Origin of the sequence: Myxococcus eversor (assembly GCF_010894455.1) — a bacterium.
In the GTDB taxonomy this organism is placed as follows: Bacteria; Myxococcota; Myxococcia; order Myxococcales; family Myxococcaceae; genus Myxococcus; species Myxococcus eversor.
In genome coordinates this window covers 33035-55842 of the sequence record NZ_JAAIXY010000017.1, presented here as the reverse complement: position 1 = coordinate 55842, position 22808 = coordinate 33035, and the positions used below count along the sequence as shown (strand labels likewise).

Sequence of the window (22808 nt, the reverse complement as noted above, 5' to 3'; positions counted from 1 at the left end):
GGCACCGTGTTCATCGACTTCGAGGGGATTGACGGCAGCGGCAAGACGACGCTCTCCAACCTGCTGGCCGGGAGGCTGAAGAAGCTCGGCTACCGGGTGGCGCACGCACGGGAAGGAGGCGAGCTGCGCTCGTCCACGGCCCGGCGCGTACGGGAGCTGACGCGCGATGCGCGCCTGCTGGAGATGTCGCCACGCGCGGAGTTCTTTCTCAACCTGGCGCGCGACGCGCAGCAACTGGAGGAAGTGGTGGCGCCCGCGCTCTCGCGGGGCGAAGTCTGCATCACCGACCGATACCTGTACTCGCAGCTCGCGCTGAGCGGCGGTGGCCGGGGACTTCCCATGTCGGAGCTGCGGCCCGCGTGCGAGCTGGCCTCGCAGGGGCTGTGGCCGGACCTGGTCATCCTGGTGGACGTGAATCCGGACCTCGCGCGGTGGCGCAAGCGGCTGGGCAAGGCCCAGTCGGGGCGAAGCTCGGACGGAGACAGCCGCAAGGGGCTGGCGGGCGCGGGCCTGGCGGTGCGCGTGCGCGAGTCCTTCCTGGCGCTGGCCAAGGAGGACCCCCGGCGCTGGCTCATCCTGGAGAACAACGACGCGCCGCTGCACGTGCTGGAGCAGCGACTGGTGGACGCGGTGGTGGCGCGACTGGAGGGGCGTGACACGCCCGTGCAGCGCATCGTCCCCGTGCCGACGACGCCCGTGCACTCGGGCCCCGTCGCGGTGGAGGACGTGGAGGCGCGCTTCTTCCAGGCCCTCGACACCGTGGAGGTGCGCGAGCCGTCGCTCGCGGTGTGGATGCTGGGCGGCCTTCCCGGGCTCCTGGCGCATCAGCGTCGACTGGACTTCGTGGAGCGCTTCCCCTCCCTCACCGCGCGGGGCCTCCAGGGCCTGGGCGATGACGCGGCGTGGACACTGCGCGAGGTGCTGGCGCCGCTGTCTCCCGCTCAGGTGGCGCTCGGCCTGGGAGGAATCACCGGCGCGCGAGCGTCGATGATGCGCGAGCGGCTGTATGCCCAGGCACCGTCGGAGGTGCTCCAGGGCCTGAAGGGCGACACCTCGCCCCAGGCGTGGGCGCTGCGCGAGCGCGGCATGAAGGACGGACGCCTGGGCGACGTGCTGCTGGGGCTCTCCGGCGTCGACGGCGAGGAGTCCTGGGTGGTGCGCGAGGCCGGGGTGCAGCGCTCGCTGTACACGGAAGTGGCGCGCAGCCTGGGAGGCCTGACGGATGAGAGGGCGGACGCGCTGAGAGAAGTGCTCCTGCCCCATGACCGGCTGGCGGTGCTGCGCGGCACCCAGGGGCTGGACACGCCCGTGGCTCGCGGACTGCGCGACGCACTGGCGGGCAAGGCGCTGAAGCTGGTGCTGCGCTCACTGACGGGGCTCGACTCGGAAGAGGCCTGGGCGCTGCGCGAGCGCGGGGCACCGAAGACGAAGGAGGCGCTGGACTCGGTGGATGGCATGAACGACCCGCGGGCGTGGAAGCTGCGGGTGGAACATGCGAAGCGCTGGCCCGCCACCGTGCTGTCCTCGCTCAAGGGGCTGCCGCTGGGGCCCGAGGCACGCACGCTCATCTCACGGGTATTGGAGGCCTGTCCCACGAGCCTGCCGGTGTTGCGCAACGCTTATGCGGTCATCGCCACGGCGTCGACGCTCGACGCCCGGGGCACCACGGTCCGCCCAAGCCGCGTCGTCGCGGAAGCGGCCACACAGCTGGTCGAGCTCTAAAGGAGCCCCGACATGGAGGCCACGATTCCGGCGCTCTTCGAGAGCGCCAAGGCGGAGATGAGTGCGTTGTCCATCACCGTGATGCTGCCGCGGATGCTCGCGGCGGCGTTCATCGGCACGGTGCTGTCGCTGCGGCCCTGGCGGTTTCTCATGCGCCGGGCGCTGCCGAAGGCGGACATGATTCAGGCGCAGGTGCTGCTGTGCGCGGCGGCGGCGGTCATCACCGCCGTCATCGGCGACAGCGTGGCCAAGGCCTTCGGGCTGGTGGGGCTGGGCGGCTTCGTGCGCTTCCGCTCCGGTCTCAAGGACCCGCGCGACGCGGCCATCCTCTTCCTGATGATTGGCCTGGGCATGGCCTGTGGCCACGGCAGCCTGGGGCTCGCGGGCGTGGGCACCCTGTTCGTCGCGGCGCTGCTGTTCGTCATCGACTTGTTCAACCGGGAGGCGCCCGCGGCGCCAGCGAAGCAGCGGCTCCTGGTGTCCGCGCAGGCCGATGACCTGGTGGGCGCGGAGGCGTCGCTGAGGAGCGCGCTGGGCGAGCGCAACGTGCTGGTGAAGAGCTGCGCGCTCGACTTCGACGGGCGGCGGCTGGAGCTGGAAGTGGAGGAGCCCGTGCCCGGCTCGCTGACGGCGGCGCTGGGACGGACGGAGGGCACGCCCCTGCGGGGGCTGCGGTGGACGGCGGTAGGCCCCAAGGGGACACGGGAGGAGCTGACATGAGACGCAGATGGGTGGTCGCGCTCGCGGCCGGATGGTTGCTCGTGGGTTGTGGTGGCGGAGGGAGCCTGCCGGGCGGAGATGGACCTGGTCCAACCGGACCGGGCGGAGACGTGGGACTGCCAGGTGAAGGAGGCAAGAACCCGAACGACAACAACCCGGATGAGTCCAAGACGCTGTGGCCGCTCACGACGGGCTCCACGTGGGTCTACGACATCCAGGACCCGGTGCATGGCAACTTCCAGAAGCACGTGACGGTGCAGGGCCCGCGCGAGGTGCCGGGGGCTCCGGCGGGGACGACGGGCGTGCTGGTGCACAGCCGGCAGGACCGCGTCGCCACCGGCATCCTCTACGAGGAGTATTCCTGGCAGCTCGAGCAGAGCAACGGGCTGGTGGTGCGGCTTCGAGAGGAGGACCACCGGGACGGCGTCCAGGTGCGCACCACCACCTGGGCCCCCGCCACGGTGAAATCCCTGGCGCGCGCGCCGGCCGCCCTGCCCTGGTCCTTCACCAGCGCCGTGCAGGAGCTGACGGTGATGGGTGACGGCAGCAAGGAGGACAGCGACCCCACCTATACGTGGCGCGTGCAGGAAGTGGGCGTGACGGTGCAGACGCGGGCCGGCACCTTCACCAACGCCATCAAGGTGCGCCGCGAGAAGCTCAATGACGCGGGCGAGGTGAAGGAAGGCAAGGAGCGCACGTACTGGCTGGTGCCCGGCGTGGGCAAGGTGCGCGAGGAGGGTGAGCGCACCGAGGACCTCGCGTCCTACGACATCAAGAAGTAGCGCCCGGTGGGACAGGCGTGGGGCGTGCGAGGGCCTGCCTCGCCGCCTGGCGCCTGTCTCCTCACCGGATGAAGGTCGCCGAGTGAACGGTTGGGCCTCCGTCCCGAAATGGTTCGGGAGGAGGCTGCATGCATCGGAAGACCCGCTTCAACCCGCGTCCCCTGGCCGTGGCCCTGACCTTGGTGTCGGGCGTGGCTTCCGCGGGCGTCCTCGCTCGCGACCCCTACCTCCAGAAAGTCGGACCGGACACCGCCCTGGTGGCGTTCCGACTGGCGGCCAACTGCTCGCCCGAGGTGCGGTACGGCGTGGGAGCGGTGAGCGAGGTCGCCCGCTCGGAGGCCTCCGGCCGCGTCCATGCCGTGGTGCTCACCGGCCTGAAGCCCGCCACGGAATATTCCTACGAGGTCAGCGCGTGCGGCCTCAAGACGCCCGTCAAACGCTTCACCACCGCGCCCGAGCCCGGAACGCGCCGCGTGCACTTCGCGGCGGTGGGCGACTTCGGCACGGGCGGCTCGGACCAGAAGCTGGTGGCCGCCGACATGCTCGCGCGCAAGCCGGAGCTGTTCGTGGCCCTGGGTGACAACGCCTACCCGGATGGCACCGAGGCCGACTTCCAGGACCACCTCTTCGCCCCCATGGCCGCGCTGCTGGCGGAAGTGCCTCTCTTCGCCTCGCCCGGCAATCACGAGTACGTGACGGACCAGGGGCAGCCGTACCTGGACAACCTCTACATGCCCACCAACAACCCGGCGGGCTCGGAGCGCTACTTCTCCTTCGACTGGGGGCATGTGCACTTCGTGTCGCTCGACTCCAACTGCGCCATCGGCCTGTCGTCCGCGGAGCGCTGCTCGCTGGCGGACCAGAAGGCGTGGCTGCAGACGGACCTGGCCGGGACGACGCAGCCATGGAAGGTCGTCTTCTTCCACCACCCGCCCTGGTCCAGCGGTGAGCACGGCTCGCAGCTCACCATGCGCCGCCAGTTCGGCCCCCTCTTCGAGAAGTACGGCGTGGACCTGGTGCTGACGGGGCATGACCACAACTATGAGCGCAGCAAGCTGATGCAGGGTGACGGCGTCGCGTCCTCGGGCGGCATCCCCTACCTGGTGGTGGGCGGCGGCGGCGCGGCCCTGCGCGCGTTCTCCGTGGGCCAGCCGAGCTGGAGCCAGGTGCGCGACAACAAGGCGCACGGCTTCCTCGACGTGGAGGTGGTGGAGGGCGTGCTCACCGCGAAGCTCATCACCACGGACGAGAAGGTGCTGGACAGCTTCACGCTGCGCAAGGACCTGCCGCCCGTGGAACAGCCGCCCCCGGCGGATGCCCTGTCCGTCACGGTGGAGGGTGAGCGCGGCGTGGCCCCCCACCGCGCCCTCTTCCGCGCGGCGACGTCCTCGGACGTCCCGGTGACGTGGGACTTCGGAGACGGTGGCTCGGCCGAGGGCATGACGGCGGAGCACACCTACGCCAAGGCCGGCCAGTACACGGTGACGGCGACGGCGGCCTTCGGCGCGGTGACGCGCACGGCGACGTCCGTCGTCACCGTCAGCGCGGCGTCAGGTGGCGAGACGGGTGGCGGCACCGACGCGGGGCCCCCCTCGACGGGCACTCCGGACGACCGCCCCTCTCCGCCGACGACGGGCACGCCGAGCACCGACGACGAAGGCGGCTCCGGCGGAGGCTGCGCCGCGGGTCCCACCGCCGCCCTGCTCCCCGCCGCGGGCCTGCTGGTGGCCGGTCTGCTCCGTCGGCGCCGCGCCAGCCAGCGCCCCTGAACCCCCTCCCTCGCTCCCCTCGGGTGAGCGAGCTCCCCGCCCGGGTGTGTCGGTGGACCGAGCGTCCCCGACCACCCGGGTTTGCTTTCCCCGCTTGTCAACCCGCCCGGGGGATGCAAAGGCCCCCTGCAGCCATGGCCCAGAAATCCAAATCCCGCCCCACCTCGCGCTCGTCCGCGACCTCGCGCCCCTCCTCCGGGACCTCGCGCTCGTCGGGGACCTCGCGCCCCTCCTCCGGGGCCTCGCGCTCTTCGGGGACCTCGCGCCCCTCCGCGACCTCGCGGCACCACACCGCGAAGAAGTCCACCAACGAGCGTCCGCACAGCAAGAAGCCCACGCTCAAGGAGCAGGCGCGCTCTCCCCGGCCCGTGAGAGAGGACCTGGTGCTCCAGGCCTGCCTGGAGGCGTACGCGCTGGTGCGCCATGAAGGCCGCCTGTCGGACCGGGCCCTGGACTTCACGCTGCGCCGGAAGACCAACCTCTATTCGTCGGAGCGCCGCGCCGTCGCCGAGCGCGTCTACGCCCTGCTGCGCCGCCAGCGCACGGTGGACTTCCTCCTGTCCCGCGCCCACCCGGGCTTCGAGTCGCTGGACTCCACCCGTCAGGACGTCCTGCGCCTGGCCGCCTCCCGAATCCTCCACGGTGAAGCGCTGGGCGATGTGTCGCGCACCTCGTCGCTGACGTCCGTGGATGCCTCCGCCCTGGGCGCGCTGCCCCAGGCCGCCGCCGCGCTGGAGGCCCTGCCGGAGAAGAAGCGCTTCCCCATCGCCGCCTCGCTGCCGGACTTCCTCGCCGAGCGCTTCCTCGCTCTGTACGGCAAGGACGCCGCGCGCGCCGCCGAGGCGATGAACGAGCGCGCTCCCCTCACCGTCCGCGCCAACCTCCTCAAGGAGGACCGCGACGCGCTGGCGAAGCGCCTGGCCACCGAGGAGGTGGAGTGCAAGCCCTCCCTGCTGTCTCCCATGGGCCTGCACCTGGAGACGCGCATGAACGTCTTCTCGCTGGAGACCTTCCGCGAGGGCTTCCTCGAAATCCAGGACGAGGGCAGCCAGTTGCTCGGCATGCTGGTGGACGCGCCTCCCACGCGCGTCGTGGATGCGTGCGCGGGCGCGGGCGGCAAGACGCTCCAACTGGCCGCGCAGATGAAGAACCGGGGAGACCTGCACGCGTTGGACATCGACACGCGGCGCATGGAGGACCTCAAGAAGCGGGCCCGCCGCGCCGGGGTGCACAACGTGCGCGCCCAGCTCATCGCCGCGGAGGGGCCGGAGGCGGACTCCTCGCTGGACTCGCTCGCGGGCAAGGCGGACCGGGTGCTGGTGGACGCGCCGTGCAGCGGCACCGGCACGTTCCGCCGCAAGCCGGACGCGCGCTACCGCCTGACGCCCGAGCAGTTGGCCGAGCACGTGGCCCGGCAGAAGGCGCTCCTGGAGCGCTTCTCGCGGATGGTGAAGCCCGGTGGCCGGCTCATCTACGGCACGTGCAGCGTGCTGCGCGAGGAGAACGAGGCCGTCATCGAGGACTTCCTCTCGCGGCACCCCGAGTACACCGTGCGCCCGGTGGCGGAGCTGCTGGGGCCGGAGCTGGGCGCCAAGGTGGGCCCCGGCCCGTTCCTGCGCCTGGCGCCGCACCTCCACGGCACCGACGGCTTCTTCGGCGCCGTCCTCGTCCGAGCGAAGTAGCCTGCCTGGAAGAAAGGCCCGGCCATGTCCCCTTGCGTCCGCTACCGCGTCACCCTGCCCCGGCCCCACTCGCACCTCGTGGATGTGGAGGTCACCTTCCCGGCGGGCCCCGCCGTCCTCGACGCGCTGATGCCGGTATGGACGCCGGGCAGCTACCTGGTGCGCGAGTTCGCGCGGCACGTCCAGGACCTCACGGCGACGACGCAGGACGGCTCGCCGCTGACGGCGCGGCGCGTGGACAAGCAGACCTGGTGCGTGAATGCCGGAGGCCAGGCCGTCACGCTGCGCTACCGCGTCTACGCCAACGAGCTGACGGTGCGCACCAGCCACGTGGACGGCACCCACGCGTACCTCAACGGCGCCACCGTGTTCCTCTACACGGAGGCCACGCGCGGCCTGGAGCACCACGTCACGGTGGAGGCGCCCCAGGGCTGGAGCACCTTCTGCGCGCTGGGCCAGCGCGGCGGCGCCTTCATCGCGCCGGACTACGACACGCTGGTGGACAGCCCCTTCGAGGTGGGCCCCCACACGCCGCTGAGCTTCACCGCGGCGGGCGTGCCGCACGACATCGTCGTCTGGGGTGACACGCCGGCGGACCCGGACCGGCTGTGCGCGGACTTCCAGCGCCTGTGCGAGGTGCAGGCGCGCCTCTTCGGTGGGCTGCCCATGCAGCGCTACCTCTTCCTCCTGTACCTGACGGACAAGGGGCGCGGAGGCCTGGAGCACCAGGCCAGCACCGCCCTGCTCTTCCCTCGCACGGCGCTGTCCACCGGCCGGGGCTGGGAGGACTTGCTGACGCTGGCCGCGCACGAGTACTTCCACCTGTGGGTCGTCAAGCGGGTGAAGCCCCGGGCGCTGGTGCCCTTCGACTACTCGAAGGAGAACTACACCTCCCTGCTGTGGGCCTTCGAGGGCACCACCGCGTACTACGACAACCTCATCGTCCGGCGCGCGGGGCTGATGTCCGCGCAGCGCTACCTCACGCGACTGGGGGAGACGCTCACCGCGCTGCACTCGACGCCGGGCCGGCGCACGCAGACGCTGCTGGAGGCGTCGCTCTTGAGCTGGGTGAAGCACTACCGGCCGGACGAGAACTCGCCCAACAGCGCCATCTCCTACTACCTGAAGGGCGAAGTCGTCTCGGCGCTCCTGGACCTGGAGATCCGCCGGGCCACCAGCGACGCGCGCGGGTTGGATGACGTGCTGCGGCTCCTGTGGCGGCGCCACGGAGATGGCTCCGGAGTGAATGAGGACGGCGTGGAGGCGGCGGCGAGCGAGGTGGCGGGAGTGGACCTGACGCCCTTCTTCGACCGCGCGCTGCGCACCACGGAGGAGCTGGACTACTCCGTCCTGGCGCACGTCGGCCTGGAGATGAACTTCCGCACCCGGGAGTCCGCGAGCGACAGGGGTGGCACGCCGCCCAAGGGCAAGGAGTCCAAGCCGAAGGGCTGGCTGGGCGTCACCCTCAAGGGGAACGCCACGGTGGCCACGGTGCTGGAAGGCTCGCCGGCGCAGGAGGCGGGGCTGTACGCGGAGGACGACGTGGTGGCGCTCGATGGCTGGAAGGCGGACGGCGCAGCGCTGATGAGCCGCTGCGAGGACCGCAGGCCCGGGGAGACGGTGCGGGTGACGGTGTTCCGCCGCGACAAGCTGCTGGAAGTCCCGGTGGTGCTGGGCGCCAAGCCCGTGGAGGCCGTGTGGCTTTCGCGCGTGGACAAGCCCACCGAGGCGCAGAAGTCCGCGTACCAGGTCTGGCTCGGAGCCCCCTGGGACGAGGCCCCTGGCACGACGTAGGCTGCCGGGCGGATGCCACACTCCACCCCGTCCTTCTGTCAGCGACATCCCAAGGCCCTCGCCGGTTGGCGCTGCAATACCTGCGGCGCGGCGCTGTGCCCCGAGTGCGCCGTGGGGCGCCGCGTCCAGACGGTGGAGCTGGAAGCGTGCGGCCTGTGCGGTGGCGATGCTCGAACCCTGAGCATCCACCGGGGCGTGGTGCCGCTGTCGCACCGACTGAAGAAGGCCTGGCGCTACCCCTTCTCCGCCGCCGGGCTCCAGCTCCTGATAGCGCTCGGCCTGTTCCTCACCGTGGTGAGCTGGCTCACGGAGATGTCCTTCCTGATGATGCGCGCGCCCCTCATCGCGCTCTATGGAGGCCTGTTCTGGGCGACGTTCTTCGGCCTGGTGCGGGAGTCCGCGCGCGGCGACACGTCGCTGGACATCCCCGACTTCAACGACGTGTTCCGCGACGCCATCATCCCCGGCCTGCGCGGGCTGATGGTCTTCGTGCTCGCGAGCCTTCCGGCGCTCGCCTACGGATACCTGGCCCACCGCGGCGCCTCCGCGAAGCTGGACGCCTTCGCCTGGTTCCTCCAGTGGCAGCTGCCGCCGGGCCTGCTCTCGGACCCCGTGTTCTGGGGCCTCTTGCTGGTGGGCGGCCTGTGGCTGCCCATGGGGCTCCTGCTCGCCGCGACGGGCCAGCCGCCGTGGCGCATGCTGGACCCGCGCCTGGTGCTCGGCCTGGCCCGGGGCCTGGGCTCCGACTACCTGCTGACCACCGCCACCCTCGCGGTGCTGGTGCTGCTCCAGGGCGTGGCCCATGCCGTGGCCGGCGGGCTCCGCGCGCTGGAGTGGCTGGTCATCTCCCGCTTCCTGTCGGAGTGCGTCACGCTGGTCGTGCCGTTCCTCGCGGCGCACGTGCTGGGCCTGCTCCTGTACGTCCGGGGGGACCAGGTGGGCTACGGAGACGCCCGGGACTACCTGGAGCCCGTGCTGGGGAGCACCCGGCCGCTGCGGGACGCGCCCTCGCTCCACGCCATGGGGGGCTTGACGGAAGGCCGCGCGGAACCGGGTTCGCCTCCGGAGGAAGCCCCAGCGACACGGGTGGACGCCACCGAGCAACTCTCCGCCCTGGCGACAGCGGTGGGCGCGCGCGACGTGCCCCGGGCCCTGGAGCTCTATGCCGCGCTGGAGCAACTTCCCTCCTCGCGTGTGCCCTCGGAGCACCACCTGTTCATCGGGCAGGCCGCGGCGGTGGAAGGAAACTTCCCATTGGCCGTCACCGCGTTGGAACGGGCGGCGGACGTGGCACCGGATTCACCCACCGCGCCCCGCGCCCTGGTGATGCTGGCGCGCGTGCTGGGCGAGCGGATGAACGACACGGCCCGCGCGGAGGAAGTGTACCGGTACGTGCTGCACCGCTACCCCGACACCAGCGCCGCAAGGTACGCAGGTGAACGCACGAGGCTCACTTCCGACTGAGTCGGGCATTGCCGAGCGCGCGCGCCGTCATCACCTTCCACGCATGATTCGGGTGCGTGGACTCTCATGGCTCATCGGACTCAGCCTGCTCGCGGGATGTGATGACGCGCCTCGCATGGAGCGCGGCCTCGACGACTGCGAGGCGACGCTGATGGCATTGCGCGTGGCGGTCGTCTCGGCGGACGGCGCACGCGTGCGTGGCGCCACCGTCACGGCCACCAACCTCACCTCCAACGCGAGCGTCTCCGGCGTCACCGACGGCGACGGCGTCACCACCGCCGTCAATGAGCGGCTCGCCCCCAGCCCGGTACGAGTGGTCGCCACCGCCGGCTCCAAGATTTCGCCCGCATCGCGCGTCGAATGGGTGTGTGACACCTGCAACTGCGTACCTGAACCGGCCGAATTGACGCTGGAGCTGAGTCCGTAGGAACTCATCTGGCCTCCAACTTCTCCGGGCTTCCCAGTGATTTCCTCGGGAGAAATCACCGGGGAGGTTGAATTGAGCCGGTCGCCTGCGGTACGGCTGTCTGCATGCGTCAGACCCGCATGCCCGCCTCGTCGCGTCACTCCCCCGTCCTCGGAGCCACCCACCAGTCGGGCGCTCCCGTGTGTACGGCGGTGGGGACGTGTTGTGGTGGGCACCGCGTTCCCTCATCGGGGAGTCCTACCGTTCCGGTAGCCGCTCGGGTCCGCAAGCATGTCCATCGATAGCCGGGAACAGTGGCTTCAGTGTGCCCTCGGTGAGCTGACCGAGCGCTTCGTCACCCAGGCGAACCCCGTTCCGAACGGCCTGTTGGAGGCGCTCGACGCGGATCCGCGACGGGGCGCCCAGGCGCTCGCCCGGCGCATCAGGGCCCGGCAGGAGAAGAACCGCTCCGAGGGTCAGCGGCTGCGGCACCTGCTGCGCTTCGAGACTGAGCTGTGGGAGCAGGGGCACATCCACGTCGCGGGCGTGGACGAGGCGGGCATGGCACCGCTGGCCGGCCCCGTCACCGCCGCCGCGGCGGTGCTGCCCCGGAGCTACCGGCTCAAGGGGCTGGACGACTCCAAGAAGGTGCTGGACGCCGAGAAGCGCGAGGCGCTGGCGGTCGCAATCAAACGCGACGCCGTCGCCTGGGCGGTGGGCCACGCGGAGGTGGAGGAGATTGACCGCCTCAACATCTACCACGCGGGGTTGCTGGCCATGCGCCGCGCGGTGGAGGGCCTGGGGCTCAAGCCCGACTACGTGCTGGTGGACGCGCGGACGATTCCGCAGTGCCCCTCGCCCCAGCGCGGCATCATCAAGGGCGACACGCTCTCCATGAGCATCGCGGCGGCCTCCATCCTGGCCAAGACGACGCGCGACAAGCTGATGGCGGAGCTGGACACGCGCTACCCGGGCTATGGCCTGGCGGAGCACAAGGGCTATCCAACGGCGCGCCATGTCCAGGCGCTGAAGGAGAAGGGCGTGCTGCCCATCCACCGGCGCAGCTTCGGCCCGGTGAGAGAAGCGCTGGGTCTGGTGACGGCGCCTTCCGAAACTTCCCCCGTGCAGGCGGAGCTGTTCGCCGCCGTGCCGTCTCCCACGAGGAGAGAGTCATGAGCACGGACCGCGACATCGACGGCTGGCTGTCGGACCGAGGAATCACGCTGACGGAGACGCGAGTACGCGCCCGCGGTGTGCTGGAGGATGCGGGCCTCACGCGTCCAGGCAAGGTGCGCATGAGCGAGCCCAAGCTGCAGAAGGCGGCGGAGGTGCTCGACGGGAGATTCTTCCCCGTGTGCGCGGATGGCGCGTGCCTCAAGGTGGCGCAGGCCAGTGGCCGCGAGCCGCTGCGGGTGGAGCCTCGCAGCCACTGCGCGCGCTGCGGAGGCTCGGCCAACCACCGGGCGGAGGTCGCCTTCGTGGAGACGTGCAACCGCCTGGGCGTGCGCAAGGTGGTGGTGGTGGGCGGCTCTCCGGCGGTGCGCGAGGAGCTGGAGGCGAAGCTGGGCCACCACATCGACCTGCGCATGGTGGACGGCACCGAGCGGCGCACGTCGGACCGGGCCCGGAGTGATTTGGAGTGGGCGGACCTGGTGCTGGTGTGGGGCGCCACGGAGCTGCACCACAAGGTGAGCGGGCACTACACCCATGGAGGCCCGGCCTACAGCCGCAAGGTCGTCCATGTGGTGCGCCGGGGCGTGGCGGCACTTCTGGAGGAAGGCATGACGCATATGGAGCGGGCACGCTGAGCCGCTGACACGTCACGCACGGAGTCCTTGCCCCGCCCGGGGCCTGTCGTCAGGCTTCGGGCATGAAGACCGAGCTCATCCTGCTGCGGCACGGCGAGACGGAGTGGAACGCGCTGGGGTTGCTCCAGGGCCACCGGGACAGCCCGTTGAGCGCCGAGGGGCTGCGTCAGGCGGACGCGCTCGCGGCGCGGCTGTCCACCCTCTCCTTCACCGCGCTGTACAGCAGTGACTTGGGCCGGGCCCTGCAGACCGCCCGGCGCATCGCCGCGAAGACGGGGCACGAGGTCCACGCGGACGCGAGGCTGCGGGAGCGCGGGCTGGGAATCCTCGAGGGGCTCACCCGGGAGGAGGCGAACCAGCGCCACCCCGAAATCTTCGGCCCGTACGCCACCAACGCGCCGGACTACGTCGTCCCCGGAGGAGAGAGCACGTCCCAGCGACTGGGCTACGCGGTGGAGTGCCTGGGGGAAGTGGGCAGCCGCCATCCCGGGGAGCGCGTCGTCGTCGTCACCCATGGGGGCGTCTTGAGCAGCTTCTTCCGCCACAGCCTGGGGATTCCGCCCAACACGCCGCGCGCCTTCTCGGTGCTCAACGCCTGCTGGAACCAGTTCGACTACCACCAGGGCGCGTTCCGCCTGGTGACGTGGGGCGATATCACTCACCTGCGCGACGACAGCCTCGACGACACCTGAGCGTCACGACTGGCTTCGTGGGGCCGCACGAAGCCGCGCACCTCGACACCTGGCGCGCGAGACACAGACACAGCACACCCGCCCGACTCGGCGCGAGAGACTCAGACCTCAGCGCGCTTGCCTGAATCGGCGCGCGCCACCCGTAACGGGCTCGGCTGGGGCGCCGCGAGCAGCGCACGAGCCTCTTCGACGGCGGTGAGCACCACCTCGGCGCCCTGCTTCATCTGCTCCACGGTGTGCGACGACATCACCTGCATGCGGAAGCGGGACTCGCGGATGCGCACCGCGGGGTACTCCACCAGGTTGGGGAACACACCTCGCTCGAACACCAGCTTGGATGCGACGCGCGCCACCTTCGGGTCGCCCAGCGGTACGGGTACCACGTTGGAGGGCTCGCCCAGACACTTCACCCCGCGCTCGGCGAACGCGGCGCGCAGCGCGAGGATGTTCTCCATCGCCTTCGCGCGCAGCATCGTTCCCTCCTCCGAGCGGACGATGCGCAGCGACTCCATCGCCACCGCGGCCTGCACGGGCACCAGCGCGTTGGAGAAGATGTGCGGCCCGCCCATGACACGCACGAACTGGCGCACCGCCGCCGAGCGCGTCGCCACGAAGCCACCGTTGGACGAGAACGTCTTGGAGAAGGAGCCCACCACCAGGTCCACCTTCCCGAGCAGCCCCTGCGCGCCCAGGCTGCCCGTGCCCCGAGGCCCCAGCGCGCCCAGGTCATGCGCCACGTCCACCAGCAGCGTCGCGCCGAACTCGTGACAGATGCCCTGGAGCTCCTCGATTCGAGGCACGTCCGAGTCCATGGAGAACAGACCCTCGGTGACGACGAGGATGCCGTTGGCCGTGTCGGTGGCGCGCAACTCCTGCAGCTTGCGGCGCATCGCGCGGTTGTTCAGGTGCGGCACCCGGCTCACCTTCTGCGTCGCCGCGTTCGCTCCCTGCTGGAGGCTCGCGTGAGACAGCGCGTCCAGCACCACGTGGTCCTCCGGACGCACCAGCCCGGCGATGGCGCCGAAGCCCGCGCCCCACCCCGTCGCGAACAGCGCCACATGCGGCATCTCCAGATGCTCCGCGAGCGCCTGCTCCAGCTTCAGCGACGGCGCCGTGTTGCCACCGAACATCCCGGAGCCCGCGCTGTGCACGCCGAAGTCACGGATGGCCCGGTGCGCCGCCTCCACCACGGACGGATGCGTCGACAGCGCCAGGTAATCCTGCGAGCCGAAGTTCAATCCCTGCCGCGCAACCCCTGTCTCGCTTCTCACGGCACACTCGGCCGTGGGCGCCCCCTCCAGGCTCCGCGAGTACGGCCACAAGCCACTCTGCCGCCGCGACTCCTGCCACTCGAAGAACGCCTCCGTGCGGCCCAGCAAATCGGGCCCCGTCGGGTGCGTGTAATTGGCGATGAAATGGGTGAACAGCGGCGAGTCGAGCTGATCGCGGAGATTCATGGACACATCCGAGGGGGGAGGGATGACGACGCGGAAGAGGACCTGGGGCGTCGGCTCGGGGGGGTCGAGCGCGGCCTTTAATGCCCCTGCAATCTTCCAGTGTCAACAACTCCTCAACACCTGATTATTTCGGATTATGAGCGCGGATTCAACTTCGCACGTCGAGTGAAATCCAGGGAAAGTCCGACCTGAGTGGTTCCCCTTAGAACACCCGAGTTCCCACGTCCCATCGACGAGGGCGGGGCTCCGGGGGAGCCCCCACCCTACCCGTCGGGTGTGTGGCTATTCGTCGTTCTGCTGGAGCGTGGCGAGGACGTTGAGGTCCTCGAGCGTGGTGGTGTCCTGGGAGGACTTCTTGCCCGCGGCGACGTCGCGCAGCAGCCGGCGCATGATCTTCCCGGAGCGTGTCTTGGGCAGCGCCTCCGCGAAGCGGATTTCATCCGGCCGGGCAATCGCGCCAATCTCCTTGGAGACGTGCTGGGCCAGCTCCTTCTTGAGCTCGGGCGACGGCGCGTGGCCCTGCTTCAGCGTGACGAAGGCCACCAACGCGGTGCCCTTCAAGTCGTCGGGGCGGCCCACCACCGCGGCCTCGGACACGCGGGCGTGCGAGACGAGAGCGCTCTCCACCTCGGCGGTGCCCAGGCGGTGGCCAGCCACGTTGACGACATCATCCACGCGGCCCATCAACCAGAAGTAGCCGTCCGCGTCGGTGCGCGCGCCGTCGCCGGTGAAGTACTTGCCGGGCAGCTCGCTGAAGTACGTGCGCACGTAGCGGTCCGGGTCGCCGTACACGGTGCGCAGCATGGAGGGCCACGGCTGGGTGACGAAGAGCAGTCCACCCTGCCCCTTCGGCACCACGTTGCCCTCGCGGTCCAGAATCTGGGCGTGGATGCCCGGCAGCGGCAGCGTGGCGGAGCCGGGCTTGGTGGGCGTGGCGCCAGGCAGCGGCGAAATCATGATGGAGCCCGTCTCCGTCTGCCACCACGTGTCCACGACGGGGCAGCGTCCGCCGCCGATGACGTCGCGGTACCACATCCAGGCCTCGGGGTTGATGGGCTCGCCCACGCTTCCCAACAGGCGCAGCGAGGACAGGTCCTTCTTGCGCGGGTGCTCGTCACCCAGGCGCATGAAGGCGCGGATGGCGGTGGGCGCGGTGTAGAGGATGGTGGCCTTGTAGCGCTCGATGATGTCCCAGAACCGCTCCGGCCCCGGGTGCGTGGGCGCGCCCTCGTAGATGACCGTCGTCGCGCCGTTCATCAGCGGCCCGTAGACGACGTAGCTGTGCCCCGTCACCCAGCCCACGTCGGCGGTGCACCAGTAGACGTCCTCCTCGCGCAAGTCGAACACCCAGCGCGTGGTGAGCGATGCGTTCACCGCGTAGCCGGCCGTGGTGTGCAGCACCCCCTTGGGCTTCCCGGTGGAGCCGGACGTGTAGAGGATGAACAGCGGGTGCTCGCTCTCCACCCACTCGGGCTCGCAAGTGTCGGCCTGGTCCTTCACCAGCGCGTCCCACGCCACCAGCTTCGAGTCGTTCAGCGACAGCGAGTCGCCGGTGCGCCGCAGCACCACCACCTTCTCCACGGTGGTCATACTCTTCAGCGCGGCTTCCACGTTCTTGAGCAGCGGCACCACCGCGCCCTTGCGCCAGCCGCCGTCGGCGGTGAGCACCACCTTGGCGCCCGCGTCGTTCATGCGCTCCTGGAGCGCCTCCGTGGAGAACCCGCCGAACACCACCGAGTGCACCGCGCCGATGCGCGCGCACGCCAGCATCGCCACCGCGGCCTCGGGCACCATGGGCAGGTAGATGCCCACGCGGTCACCCTTCTTGACGCCCAGCGACTTGAGGCCGTTGGCCAGCCGGTTCACCTGCGTGGACAGCTCACCGTAGGTGATGCGGCGGCGGTCTCCGGGCTCGCCCTCGAAGAGGATGGCGGGCTTGTCACGGCGTGTGGCGAGGTGCCGGTCCAGGCAGTTGTAGGCCAGGTTGGTGCGCCCCTCGACGAACCAGCGCGCGTGCGGCGGCTTCCAGTCGAGGACTGTCTTGAAGGGCTCCTTCCAGTACAGCTCCTCGCGAGCGCGGTCTCCCCAGTACTTGTCCGGGTCCTTGGCGGCCTCGTCCCACAGTCGCTGGTAGTCTTCCATGCTCCGCAAGTGGGCGCGCTGGGAGAACGCCTGGGGCGGTGGGAAGACGCGGGTCTCGGATAGGACCGAGACAATCTCATCGTGCGTTTCAGCCATGGGCTCCTCCACGGAGTGGGCGACAGCCCCTCTGTTCTAGGAACCCGCGAGCCCAGGCTCAAGCACGCTATTCGCAGCGCTTCGCTTCCTTGACGGCTTCAAAACGCATCCACAGCTCGCAGGCGCACTCGGCGGGCCGCTGCGTCGCCTCGTAGCGCACGCGCATCACCCCGTCGAAGCGCGTCCCGCACTGCGTCGTGGCGTCGATGTGGAAGCTGGCCTCGTCGAGCAGGCACTCCTGCCCTCGCACCCTGGCCGAGGCGTTCACGATGGTGCCGTCGATGGCGAAGTCGTCGCCCTCGGCGAGGAAGTAGCCGATGAGCTGCATGTTGAGCAGTCCGAAGTCCAGGCGGACGACGCGCCCCGTGACTTGGAGGGCGCCGCGGAACTGGTCCTGGTTGGCGGCGAAGAGGCCGCACTCGTCGCGGAAGATCTCCACGGGGGTGAATTCATATTCCCCCGCGTCCTGGTGGAAGGGCACACAGCCCGACATGGCGCTCACGAGAAGGGCGGGCAGGAGCAGGCGGAAGCGTCTCACGGTGGACACGGCGCGCACCATACTCCACGGACGCATCGAGTGCAGTGCGGACGTGGAGGTCGGGGTAGACTGGGGACCATGCCCGAATACCGCAACCCCAAACCCACGGTGGACTGCATCATCGAGCTGCCGGGAGAACGCATCGTCCTCATCCGTCGCGCGAATCCGCCCATCGGCTGGGCCCTGCCGGGCGGGTTCGTGGACGAAGGCGAGCCGCTGGACGCGGCGGCCATTCGCGAGGTGAAGGAAGAGACGGGAATGGACGTGAAGCTGGTGGAGCAGTTCTTCACGTACTCGGACCCGAAGAGAGACCCCCGGCAGCACACGCTGTCCACGGTCTACATCGGCACGGCGGAGGGCGAGCCGCAGGGCTCCGATGACGCGGCGGAGGCGCGCACCTTCACGCTGGATGCGCTGCCGAACGACCTGTGCTTCGACCACGGAACCATCCTCTCCGACTACCGCGCATACAAGCGGACCGGACAGCGGCGGAAGCTGTAGGGAGCGGCCGTCCCGGATGCACTACGCACTCGTCCTGCTCGCCCTCGGGGCGCTGTTGGCCCTGCACGAATTGGGGCACCTCGTCGCCGCGCGGTTGCTCGGCGTGAGGGTGCCTCGGTTCGTCTTCGGGTTTGGTCCTCCGATGGCGTCCTTCCGGGTGGGAGGGACGCAGTTCGTCGTGGGCGCGGTGCCGCTGGGCGCCACCGTGCACATCCAGGGGATGAATCCGCACCGCGCGGACGCGGACGAGGCCGTGAGCTTCCGGGCCATGGGGCCGCTGCGTCGCGCGCTCATCATCCTGGCGGGTCCGCTGGCCAACTACCTGTTCGCGTTGGGGGTCCTCTTCGCGCTGTACACGTCCGGCACGCACGTGGTGGTGCCGCTGACGGTGGGCACGGTGCGGCCCGGCTCGGAGGCGGCGCGAGCGCAACTGCTTCCGGGAGACCGCATCGACACGGTGGACGGGCAGCCCCTGCGCACCTGGAAGGAGTTCGTGGAGAAGGTGGCGGTGGGCGTGGGCCGCACGCTGGAGCTGCGGGTGGGTCGACACGGGGAGTCGCGCACGGTGAGCGTGCGACCCCGCGCGGATGAGCGTGGCGCGGGACGTATCGGCGTGAGTCAGCAGTACGTCTATCGCTCGCATGCGCCGGGCGAGGCGCTGGGCCATGCGTTCGTACACACGATGAACCTCGCGTCGGAAGGCGGGGCGATGTTCGTGCGGCTGGTGCGGGGTGGCCAGCCACATGGAGGCCCGACGGGGCCCGGAGCGCTGGTGCGGCAGGAGTCGTCGGATGCGGCGTCCTCGGGTACTGACTCGGTGCTGCGGGCCCTGGTGGCCGCATCGATGGCGCTGGCGTTGCTGACGCTGTTGCCGGTGCCCGGGTTGGATGGTGGGCGGGTGCTGTTGCTGATGATTGAGGTGGCGAGCGGCCGCAAGCTGCCGCCGCGCGTGGAGACCGTGGCGCAGACGGTGGGCTTCCTCGCGATTTCAGCGGTCATCGTCGCGGTGGCCGCCGCGGAGATTCGAGGCGCGGTGCCCGAGCGGTTCAGGTGGGGGACGCAGGCCGCCACGGCGACGACTCCGGTGACTGGAACTCCGTCCTCACCTGGAACGGGCACGCCTGTCGTCGCGGGTTCGACGACGGCGCCTGCCGGCCTCGGAGGAATCGGCGCACCTGCCGTCACGAGCCCTGGTGGTCTCGTGGTGCCAGGTGTCACGAGCGCTACTGGACCTGGCGCGCCTGCTGTAACGGAAGCAGGCACGCAGACTCCGCTTGTTGTGACTGGCGCGAGTGGAGCGGTTCCTCCTGCTGTCGCTGGAGCAGGTGCGCAGACTCCGCTTGTTGTGACTGGCGCGAGTGGAGCGGTTCCTCCTGCTGTCGCTGGAGCAGGTGCGCCCATTCCGCCTGCTGCCACCGGTGCGAGTGGCTCGGTTGCGCCAGCTGTCACCGGAGCCGCCGGACCCTCGGGCCCGGGCGGCCCCATGCCCGCTGTCGCCGGAACCACTCCTCCCACCGACGCGGGAACGACGGGCTCCGCAGCACCCGCCACCACCCCGCCAGGCGGACCGGGTGCCCCCGCGACAAACGAAACGAATCCACCCTCCCCCGCGACAGGCAGACCGGGAGCGCCTGGAACCACCGCACCCGCGGGACCGAACGCTCCGGGTGCCTCCGCGCCTGGCGGCTCGAGCTCCCCCACGACAAGTGGGAAGGATGTCCCGCCCGCCGCATCGACAGCCATCGGCACGAATGCCCCGGCACCCGCGTCGCCCCCGGGAACAGGCGGCCCCAGCGGCCCCACACCTCCAGGCCCCGCCGGGCCGCCGCCACCCGCGAAACCGTCCCCGAGTGCCCCGCTCCCCACGGGCCCGGATGGGACGAGCGCCCCCTCCGCCACGTGAACAGGCAGGGAGAACCCCAGCCCTCCCTCGGTTGTCAGGCAGGCGGGCGGACGTTTCGTGTCCACCGGTGGGCTTCCGCACCCGATGACGCGGCCGAGAGGCAGCAGGACGCATATGCTTGCAGGCGAGATGAGCACCAAGGCGGACGGCGGGCTGTATTTCGAGCTGTACTGGGGAGAGAACCTGGCGGAAGCCTGGAGCTACGGGCCCGAGCAGGCGAAGGTGCTTGCCGCGCCCGATGAAAAGGCGCCCCTGCCCCTCTATGGCTTCACGCTGCCGGAGGAGCCCTTCCTCATGGCCGAGCGCACCGGGCGCGGTTGGCGCATCCACCTGCCGCCCAACGTCCACGTGGACCACAAGGCACGCGGCGACGCCTTCACCTCCCTGCCGGACAACCAGCGCGTCCAGGACCAGGGCCGGACTTCGGTGGCGCTCGCGGACGGCATGACGCTGCGGCTGACGGAAGGCCACCTGTCACTGCTCGTCCAGAGCTCCGTCGTGAAGGAGCGCGTCGGCCCCCTCCAGTGGAAGGACATGGGCTGGCTGGTCATCGTCGCACTGCTCTTCCTGAGCCTCCCCGTGGGCTTCCTCCTCGCGGGCCCGACACCGGAACGCGCCGCTGAATCCAACGCGCGCGCGCTGCAACTGGCCGCCGACAAGGAGGCCGCGCGCCGCAAGGCGATGGGCCTCGACAAACCCATGCGCCCCATCACCGACGCGGAGCGCGCGCAGCAGCAACCCGACGCGGGCCCGGAGGTCCACATCCCCGCGACCTTCCGCGCGCGCTGAGACGTCAGGGCCCCAGCCCGACCCAGACCTCGCCGTCTTCGAAGAACTCCTTCTTCCAGATGGGCACGTCCTGCTTGAGCCGCTCGATGGCGTGCTCACAGCCCCGGAACGCCTCCTTGCGATGCGGGGCCGCGGCGGCGATGACCACCGCCAGCTCTCCGGGCACCAGCGTGCCCACGCGGTGGACAATCGCCAGTCGCACACCGGGCCACTGCGCCGTGGCCTCCGCGCCAATCTCCGCCAGCTTCTTCTCCGCCATGGGCGCGTAGGCCTCGTACTCCAACCGCAGCACGCGTCGCCCCTTCGTCTGGTCGCGCACGGAACCGCTGAACGTCACCAGCCCGCCATACGCATCACCGCCCACCGCCTCCACCACCTCTTCCAGCCGCAACGGCCGGTCCACCACCCGGAACAGTCCGGGCGAGCCACCCGCCACGGGAGGAATCAGCGCCACCTCCGCGCCCGCGCGCACCGGCGCCTCCGCGCCCACGAACTCCTGGTCCACCGCCACGCGCAGATGAGGCAACAGCACCGCGAGCCCCGGGTGCGCCGTCGCGAGCAACCCGAGCACGTCCTTCACCGACGCGCCCTCGGGCACCTCCACGGACTCACGCGCCCGTCCCGTCCGCTCACGCGCGGCGGCGAAGTACAGCACGGTGATGGTGCCCCCCGCGCTCACCGCCAACCTCGTCCCGTCCGAGTGTCCTCGCGAAGCCGCAGCTCGCCCTTGAGCCGCGCGCCTCCTTCGGCGAGCGAGAAGTCCAGGAAGGCCGAGTCCAGGGGCGTGAACCCCTCCAGCACCGCCTTGATGAGCGCCTGGGCGGACGCGAGCCGCTCCGGCGACACCCCGGGCACGGACCGTTGTGCATCCAGGTCCGCGCGAAGCTGGCCCAGGTCCGCCATCACCGACATGTGCCCGGCACCGAACGCCTCACCTCCCAGTTGCTCGCGCAGGGCACGGCCCACGTCGCCGCGGGGCCGGCCGTCCAGCGACTCGCCCGCGACGAGCGTGGCCCGCTCGGGCCCCACCTTCAGCTCGATGGGATACCCCTGGAGCAGCGTCCGGTAGACCTTGCCTCCGGGAATCTTCTCCGTGCTGTAGCGCAGCGACGTGCCCTCCAGCCGCGCATCGAGCAGTCGCATCACCGGCTCCGCCGACGTCAGGCCCGCGTCGATGAGCAGCGTGCCCTTGGGCTCCGGGCGCTGCTTCTGGACGAAGTTGCGCAGGAACGCGGGCGCGTCGAAGTACACCAGCATGGCCACGTCGCCGCGCAGCGCCTTCAACAGCGCCTCCGCGTCCAGTCCCCGCGCGCGCCAGCGCTCCACCGTGCGCTCCCGGTGCGGTGAGCCCGGCGCGCCGAACACCAGCTTCGCCAATTCCTCCGGAGGCACGGAGAGCTGCGCGGCGGCCACCGGCCCCAGCGCGCTGTCCAGGAGCAGCGCCGACGCGGGCGCATCCGCCCCCTGCAACAACGGCCGCGTGGATGACAGGAAGCCATCCAACGACAGGCGCTCCGGCAGCACCGTCACCGACGCGAAGAACCCACGCACCGGCCCCGCCTCCTCCCCTTCCTCTTCCCGCCGCAGCGCGCCCGAGTACACGTAGACATTGCCCTCGGCCACCTTCGGCCGCAGCTCCGTCAGCAGCGCGGCTTCGGAGAGCCCGGGGCCGGACAGGCCCTTCACCGCGCGGCGCGCCACCTCCACGTCGCCCACCACCGCCGGAGCCTCCTCGGCCAGGGCCAGCACCTCCAGCGTCTCACCCGCCTCGGGCTCCGCGTCGGCATCCGCGCTGTCCGGAATCGCCAGGTACAGGTAGCCCCGGTCGACGAACAGCAGCATCGCCTCGCTGGAGTCCAGGGGCGTCACGCGCATGGCGCCGTCCCCGGTGGGAGTCACCTCGTGCCCCACGCCCTCCAGCTCCTTCGCCACCGCCGCCAGCGCCGCGTCGGGCTCCGTCACGCCCAGGAGCGCCACCACGCCGTCGAACGCGGGCACCATGAAGAGGCCAAAGCCCTCCTCGGGGTCCACCACGCTGCTGGAGCCGTTCGTCAGGCTGCTCAGCACGAGCGACACCAGGGGAGCCTCCCGCAGCGCCTGCTCCGCCTCGTCGGGACCGACGAGCCGCTCATAGAAGTCCACGAGCGGCTCCACGTTGCCCTGCAGTCGAGGCACCCACAGCAGCGAGCGCGCATCCGAGGGCACCGCGCGCAGCAGCGGACGCGGCACCACGGTGAGCCGCACGCGGCCGACCTCCTGGCCCTCGTGCAGCGCCCGAACCGTGTACGTGCCCACGCGCGCGAACGCATGTGACAGCCGCGCGCCTTGCGACGCGGGCGTCCCGTCACCGGGCTCCCAGGTGAGGGCCTGCGCCCCCGCCTCGCCCGAGCCCAGCTCCACGGGCACGCCCGCTTCCACGGTGCGGTCCGCGCCCAGGTCCGCCCGGACGACGCGCCGGCAGCCGGAGGCCCAGGGGCCCACGGCGACCATCAAGAGGAGGAGCGCGACGAACGGGCGGAAGGAGCGCGGAAAGAGCGGCATCC

20 protein-coding genes are annotated in these 22808 nt (G+C 70.8%); 14 read left to right on the top strand and 6 right to left on the bottom strand.

Going from position 1 to position 22808, the window contains the following annotated elements; translation table 11 throughout:
• Positions 1-6: 6 nt before the first annotated feature.
• The 4 genes from tmk (at position 7) to G4D83_RS30210 (ending at position 4993) form a co-directional block, all read left to right on the top strand.
• A complete protein-coding gene (gene tmk, locus G4D83_RS30225) occupies positions 7-1722 on the top strand; it encodes a dTMP kinase (protein WP_163868329.1) in 1716 nt (571 codons plus the stop codon).
• 12 nt (positions 1723-1734) lie between these two features.
• Positions 1735-2442 (top strand): DUF4956 domain-containing protein, encoded by a 708-nt coding sequence (locus G4D83_RS30220; RefSeq protein ID WP_163868328.1) that lies wholly within the window; start codon positions 1735-1737, stop codon positions 2440-2442.
• Complete coding sequence (locus G4D83_RS30215; RefSeq protein ID WP_163868327.1) at positions 2439-3224, top strand: hypothetical protein; 786 nt, start codon at positions 2439-2441, stop codon at positions 3222-3224. The genes G4D83_RS30220 and G4D83_RS30215 overlap by 4 nt, the downstream gene beginning before the upstream one ends.
• Positions 3225-3352: 128 nt before the next feature.
• Positions 3353-4993 carry a metallophosphoesterase gene (locus tag G4D83_RS30210; RefSeq protein ID WP_163868326.1) on the top strand — a complete coding sequence of 547 codons (1641 nt, stop codon included), beginning with the start codon at positions 3353-3355 and terminating at the stop codon, positions 4991-4993.
• 97 nt (positions 4994-5090) lie between these two features.
• On the opposite strand, the gene G4D83_RS30205 is transcribed toward G4D83_RS30210, so the two are convergent.
• On the bottom strand, positions 5091-5336 hold the full coding sequence (locus G4D83_RS30205) for a hypothetical protein (RefSeq protein ID WP_163868285.1): 246 nt from the start codon (positions 5334-5336) through the stop codon (positions 5091-5093).
• A 25-nt stretch (positions 5337-5361) separates the two neighbouring features.
• On the opposite strand from G4D83_RS30205, the gene G4D83_RS30200 reads away from it, so the two are divergent.
• The 7 genes from G4D83_RS30200 to G4D83_RS30170 all read left to right on the top strand — a co-directional run bounded on the left by G4D83_RS30200 (position 5362) and on the right by G4D83_RS30170 (position 12839).
• Positions 5362-6675 carry an RsmB/NOP family class I SAM-dependent RNA methyltransferase gene (locus G4D83_RS30200; protein WP_163868325.1) on the top strand — a complete coding sequence of 438 codons (1314 nt, stop codon included), beginning with the start codon at positions 5362-5364 and terminating at the stop codon, positions 6673-6675.
• Positions 6676-6699: 24 nt separating this feature from the next.
• Positions 6700-8469, top strand: coding sequence for a M61 family metallopeptidase (locus tag G4D83_RS30195; protein ID WP_163868324.1), 1770 nt, complete (start codon positions 6700-6702; stop codon positions 8467-8469).
• 12 nt (positions 8470-8481) lie between these two features.
• Complete coding sequence (locus tag G4D83_RS30190) at positions 8482-9933, top strand: B-box zinc finger protein (RefSeq protein ID WP_163868323.1); 1452 nt, start codon at positions 8482-8484, stop codon at positions 9931-9933.
• 52 nt (positions 9934-9985) lie between these two features.
• Entirely contained in the window at positions 9986-10360 is a 375-nt protein-coding gene (locus tag G4D83_RS30185) for a carboxypeptidase-like regulatory domain-containing protein (protein WP_240356754.1), read from the top strand.
• A gap of 270 nt (positions 10361-10630) precedes the next feature.
• Complete coding sequence (locus tag G4D83_RS30180) at positions 10631-11515, top strand: ribonuclease HII (RefSeq protein ID WP_163868321.1); 885 nt, start codon at positions 10631-10633, stop codon at positions 11513-11515.
• Positions 11512-12147, top strand: a complete 636-nt coding sequence (locus G4D83_RS30175) for a hypothetical protein (protein ID WP_163868320.1) — start codon at positions 11512-11514, stop codon at positions 12145-12147. The genes G4D83_RS30180 and G4D83_RS30175 overlap by 4 nt, the downstream gene beginning before the upstream one ends.
• A gap of 62 nt (positions 12148-12209) precedes the next feature.
• Positions 12210-12839: a histidine phosphatase family protein gene (locus tag G4D83_RS30170; protein WP_163868319.1), complete on the top strand. Its 630-nt coding sequence runs from the start codon at positions 12210-12212 to the stop codon at positions 12837-12839.
• A 101-nt stretch (positions 12840-12940) separates the two neighbouring features.
• Here G4D83_RS30170 and G4D83_RS30165 read toward each other — a convergent pair whose 3' ends face one another.
• The 3 genes from G4D83_RS30165 to G4D83_RS30155 all read right to left on the bottom strand — a co-directional run bounded on the left by G4D83_RS30165 (position 12941) and on the right by G4D83_RS30155 (position 17081).
• Positions 12941-14296, bottom strand: coding sequence for an aminotransferase class I/II-fold pyridoxal phosphate-dependent enzyme (locus G4D83_RS30165; RefSeq protein WP_163868318.1), 1356 nt, complete (start codon positions 14294-14296; stop codon positions 12941-12943).
• Positions 14297-14578: 282 nt separating this feature from the next.
• Entirely contained in the window at positions 14579-16534 is a 1956-nt protein-coding gene (gene acs / locus G4D83_RS30160) for an acetate--CoA ligase (protein WP_163868317.1), read from the bottom strand.
• Positions 16535-16601: 67 nt separating this feature from the next.
• A complete protein-coding gene (locus G4D83_RS30155) occupies positions 16602-17081 on the bottom strand; it encodes a hypothetical protein (protein WP_240356752.1) in 480 nt (159 codons plus the stop codon).
• 69 nt (positions 17082-17150) lie between these two features.
• On the opposite strand from G4D83_RS30155, the gene G4D83_RS30150 reads away from it, so the two are divergent.
• The 3 genes from G4D83_RS30150 (at position 17151) to G4D83_RS30140 (ending at position 20265) form a co-directional block, all read left to right on the top strand.
• Positions 17151-17573 (top strand): NUDIX domain-containing protein, encoded by a 423-nt coding sequence (locus G4D83_RS30150; RefSeq protein ID WP_163868316.1) that lies wholly within the window; start codon positions 17151-17153, stop codon positions 17571-17573.
• Positions 17574-17589: 16 nt separating this feature from the next.
• Positions 17590-19476, top strand: a complete 1887-nt coding sequence (locus G4D83_RS45665; protein ID WP_205522744.1) for a site-2 protease family protein — start codon at positions 17590-17592, stop codon at positions 19474-19476.
• A gap of 114 nt (positions 19477-19590) precedes the next feature.
• Positions 19591-20265 carry a hypothetical protein gene (locus tag G4D83_RS30140; protein ID WP_163868315.1) on the top strand — a complete coding sequence of 225 codons (675 nt, stop codon included), beginning with the start codon at positions 19591-19593 and terminating at the stop codon, positions 20263-20265.
• A 4-nt stretch (positions 20266-20269) separates the two neighbouring features.
• Here the strand turns inward: G4D83_RS30140 and moaD are convergent, their stop codons facing one another.
• Positions 20270-20944, bottom strand: a complete 675-nt coding sequence (moaD, locus tag G4D83_RS46960; RefSeq protein ID WP_163868314.1) for a molybdopterin converting factor subunit 1 — start codon at positions 20942-20944, stop codon at positions 20270-20272.
• Entirely contained in the window at positions 20941-22806 is a 1866-nt protein-coding gene (locus G4D83_RS30130) for a PKD domain-containing protein (protein WP_163868313.1), read from the bottom strand. The genes moaD and G4D83_RS30130 overlap by 4 nt, the downstream gene beginning before the upstream one ends.
• Positions 22807-22808 lie beyond the last annotated feature (2 nt).

Bases quoted from the DNA above. Each gene is read 5' to 3' on its own strand.
- acs (WP_163868317.1), bottom strand. From the start codon at position 16,534: ATGGCTGAAACGCACGATGAGATTGTCTCGGTCCTATCCGAGACCCGC.
- G4D83_RS30220 (WP_163868328.1), top strand. From the start codon at position 1,735: ATGGAGGCCACGATTCCGGCGCTCTTCGAGAGCGCCAAGGCGGAGATG.
- G4D83_RS30210 (WP_163868326.1), top strand. From the start codon at position 3,353: ATGCATCGGAAGACCCGCTTCAACCCGCGTCCCCTGGCCGTGGCCCTG.
- G4D83_RS30175 (WP_163868320.1), top strand. From the start codon at position 11,512: ATGAGCACGGACCGCGACATCGACGGCTGGCTGTCGGACCGAGGAATC.
- G4D83_RS30150 (WP_163868316.1), top strand. From the start codon at position 17,151: ATGCCCGAATACCGCAACCCCAAACCCACGGTGGACTGCATCATCGAG.
- G4D83_RS30170 (WP_163868319.1), top strand. From the start codon at position 12,210: ATGAAGACCGAGCTCATCCTGCTGCGGCACGGCGAGACGGAGTGGAAC.
- G4D83_RS30180 (WP_163868321.1), top strand. From the start codon at position 10,631: ATGTCCATCGATAGCCGGGAACAGTGGCTTCAGTGTGCCCTCGGTGAG.
- G4D83_RS30140 (WP_163868315.1), top strand. From the start codon at position 19,591: ATGCTTGCAGGCGAGATGAGCACCAAGGCGGACGGCGGGCTGTATTTC.
- G4D83_RS30195 (WP_163868324.1), top strand. From the start codon at position 6,700: ATGTCCCCTTGCGTCCGCTACCGCGTCACCCTGCCCCGGCCCCACTCG.
- G4D83_RS30165 (WP_163868318.1), bottom strand. From the start codon at position 14,296: ATGAATCTCCGCGATCAGCTCGACTCGCCGCTGTTCACCCATTTCATC.
- G4D83_RS30215 (WP_163868327.1), top strand. From the start codon at position 2,439: ATGAGACGCAGATGGGTGGTCGCGCTCGCGGCCGGATGGTTGCTCGTG.
- G4D83_RS45665 (WP_205522744.1), top strand. From the start codon at position 17,590: ATGCACTACGCACTCGTCCTGCTCGCCCTCGGGGCGCTGTTGGCCCTG.
- G4D83_RS30190 (WP_163868323.1), top strand. From the start codon at position 8,482: ATGCCACACTCCACCCCGTCCTTCTGTCAGCGACATCCCAAGGCCCTC.
- G4D83_RS30130 (WP_163868313.1), bottom strand. From the start codon at position 22,806: ATGCCGCTCTTTCCGCGCTCCTTCCGCCCGTTCGTCGCGCTCCTCCTC.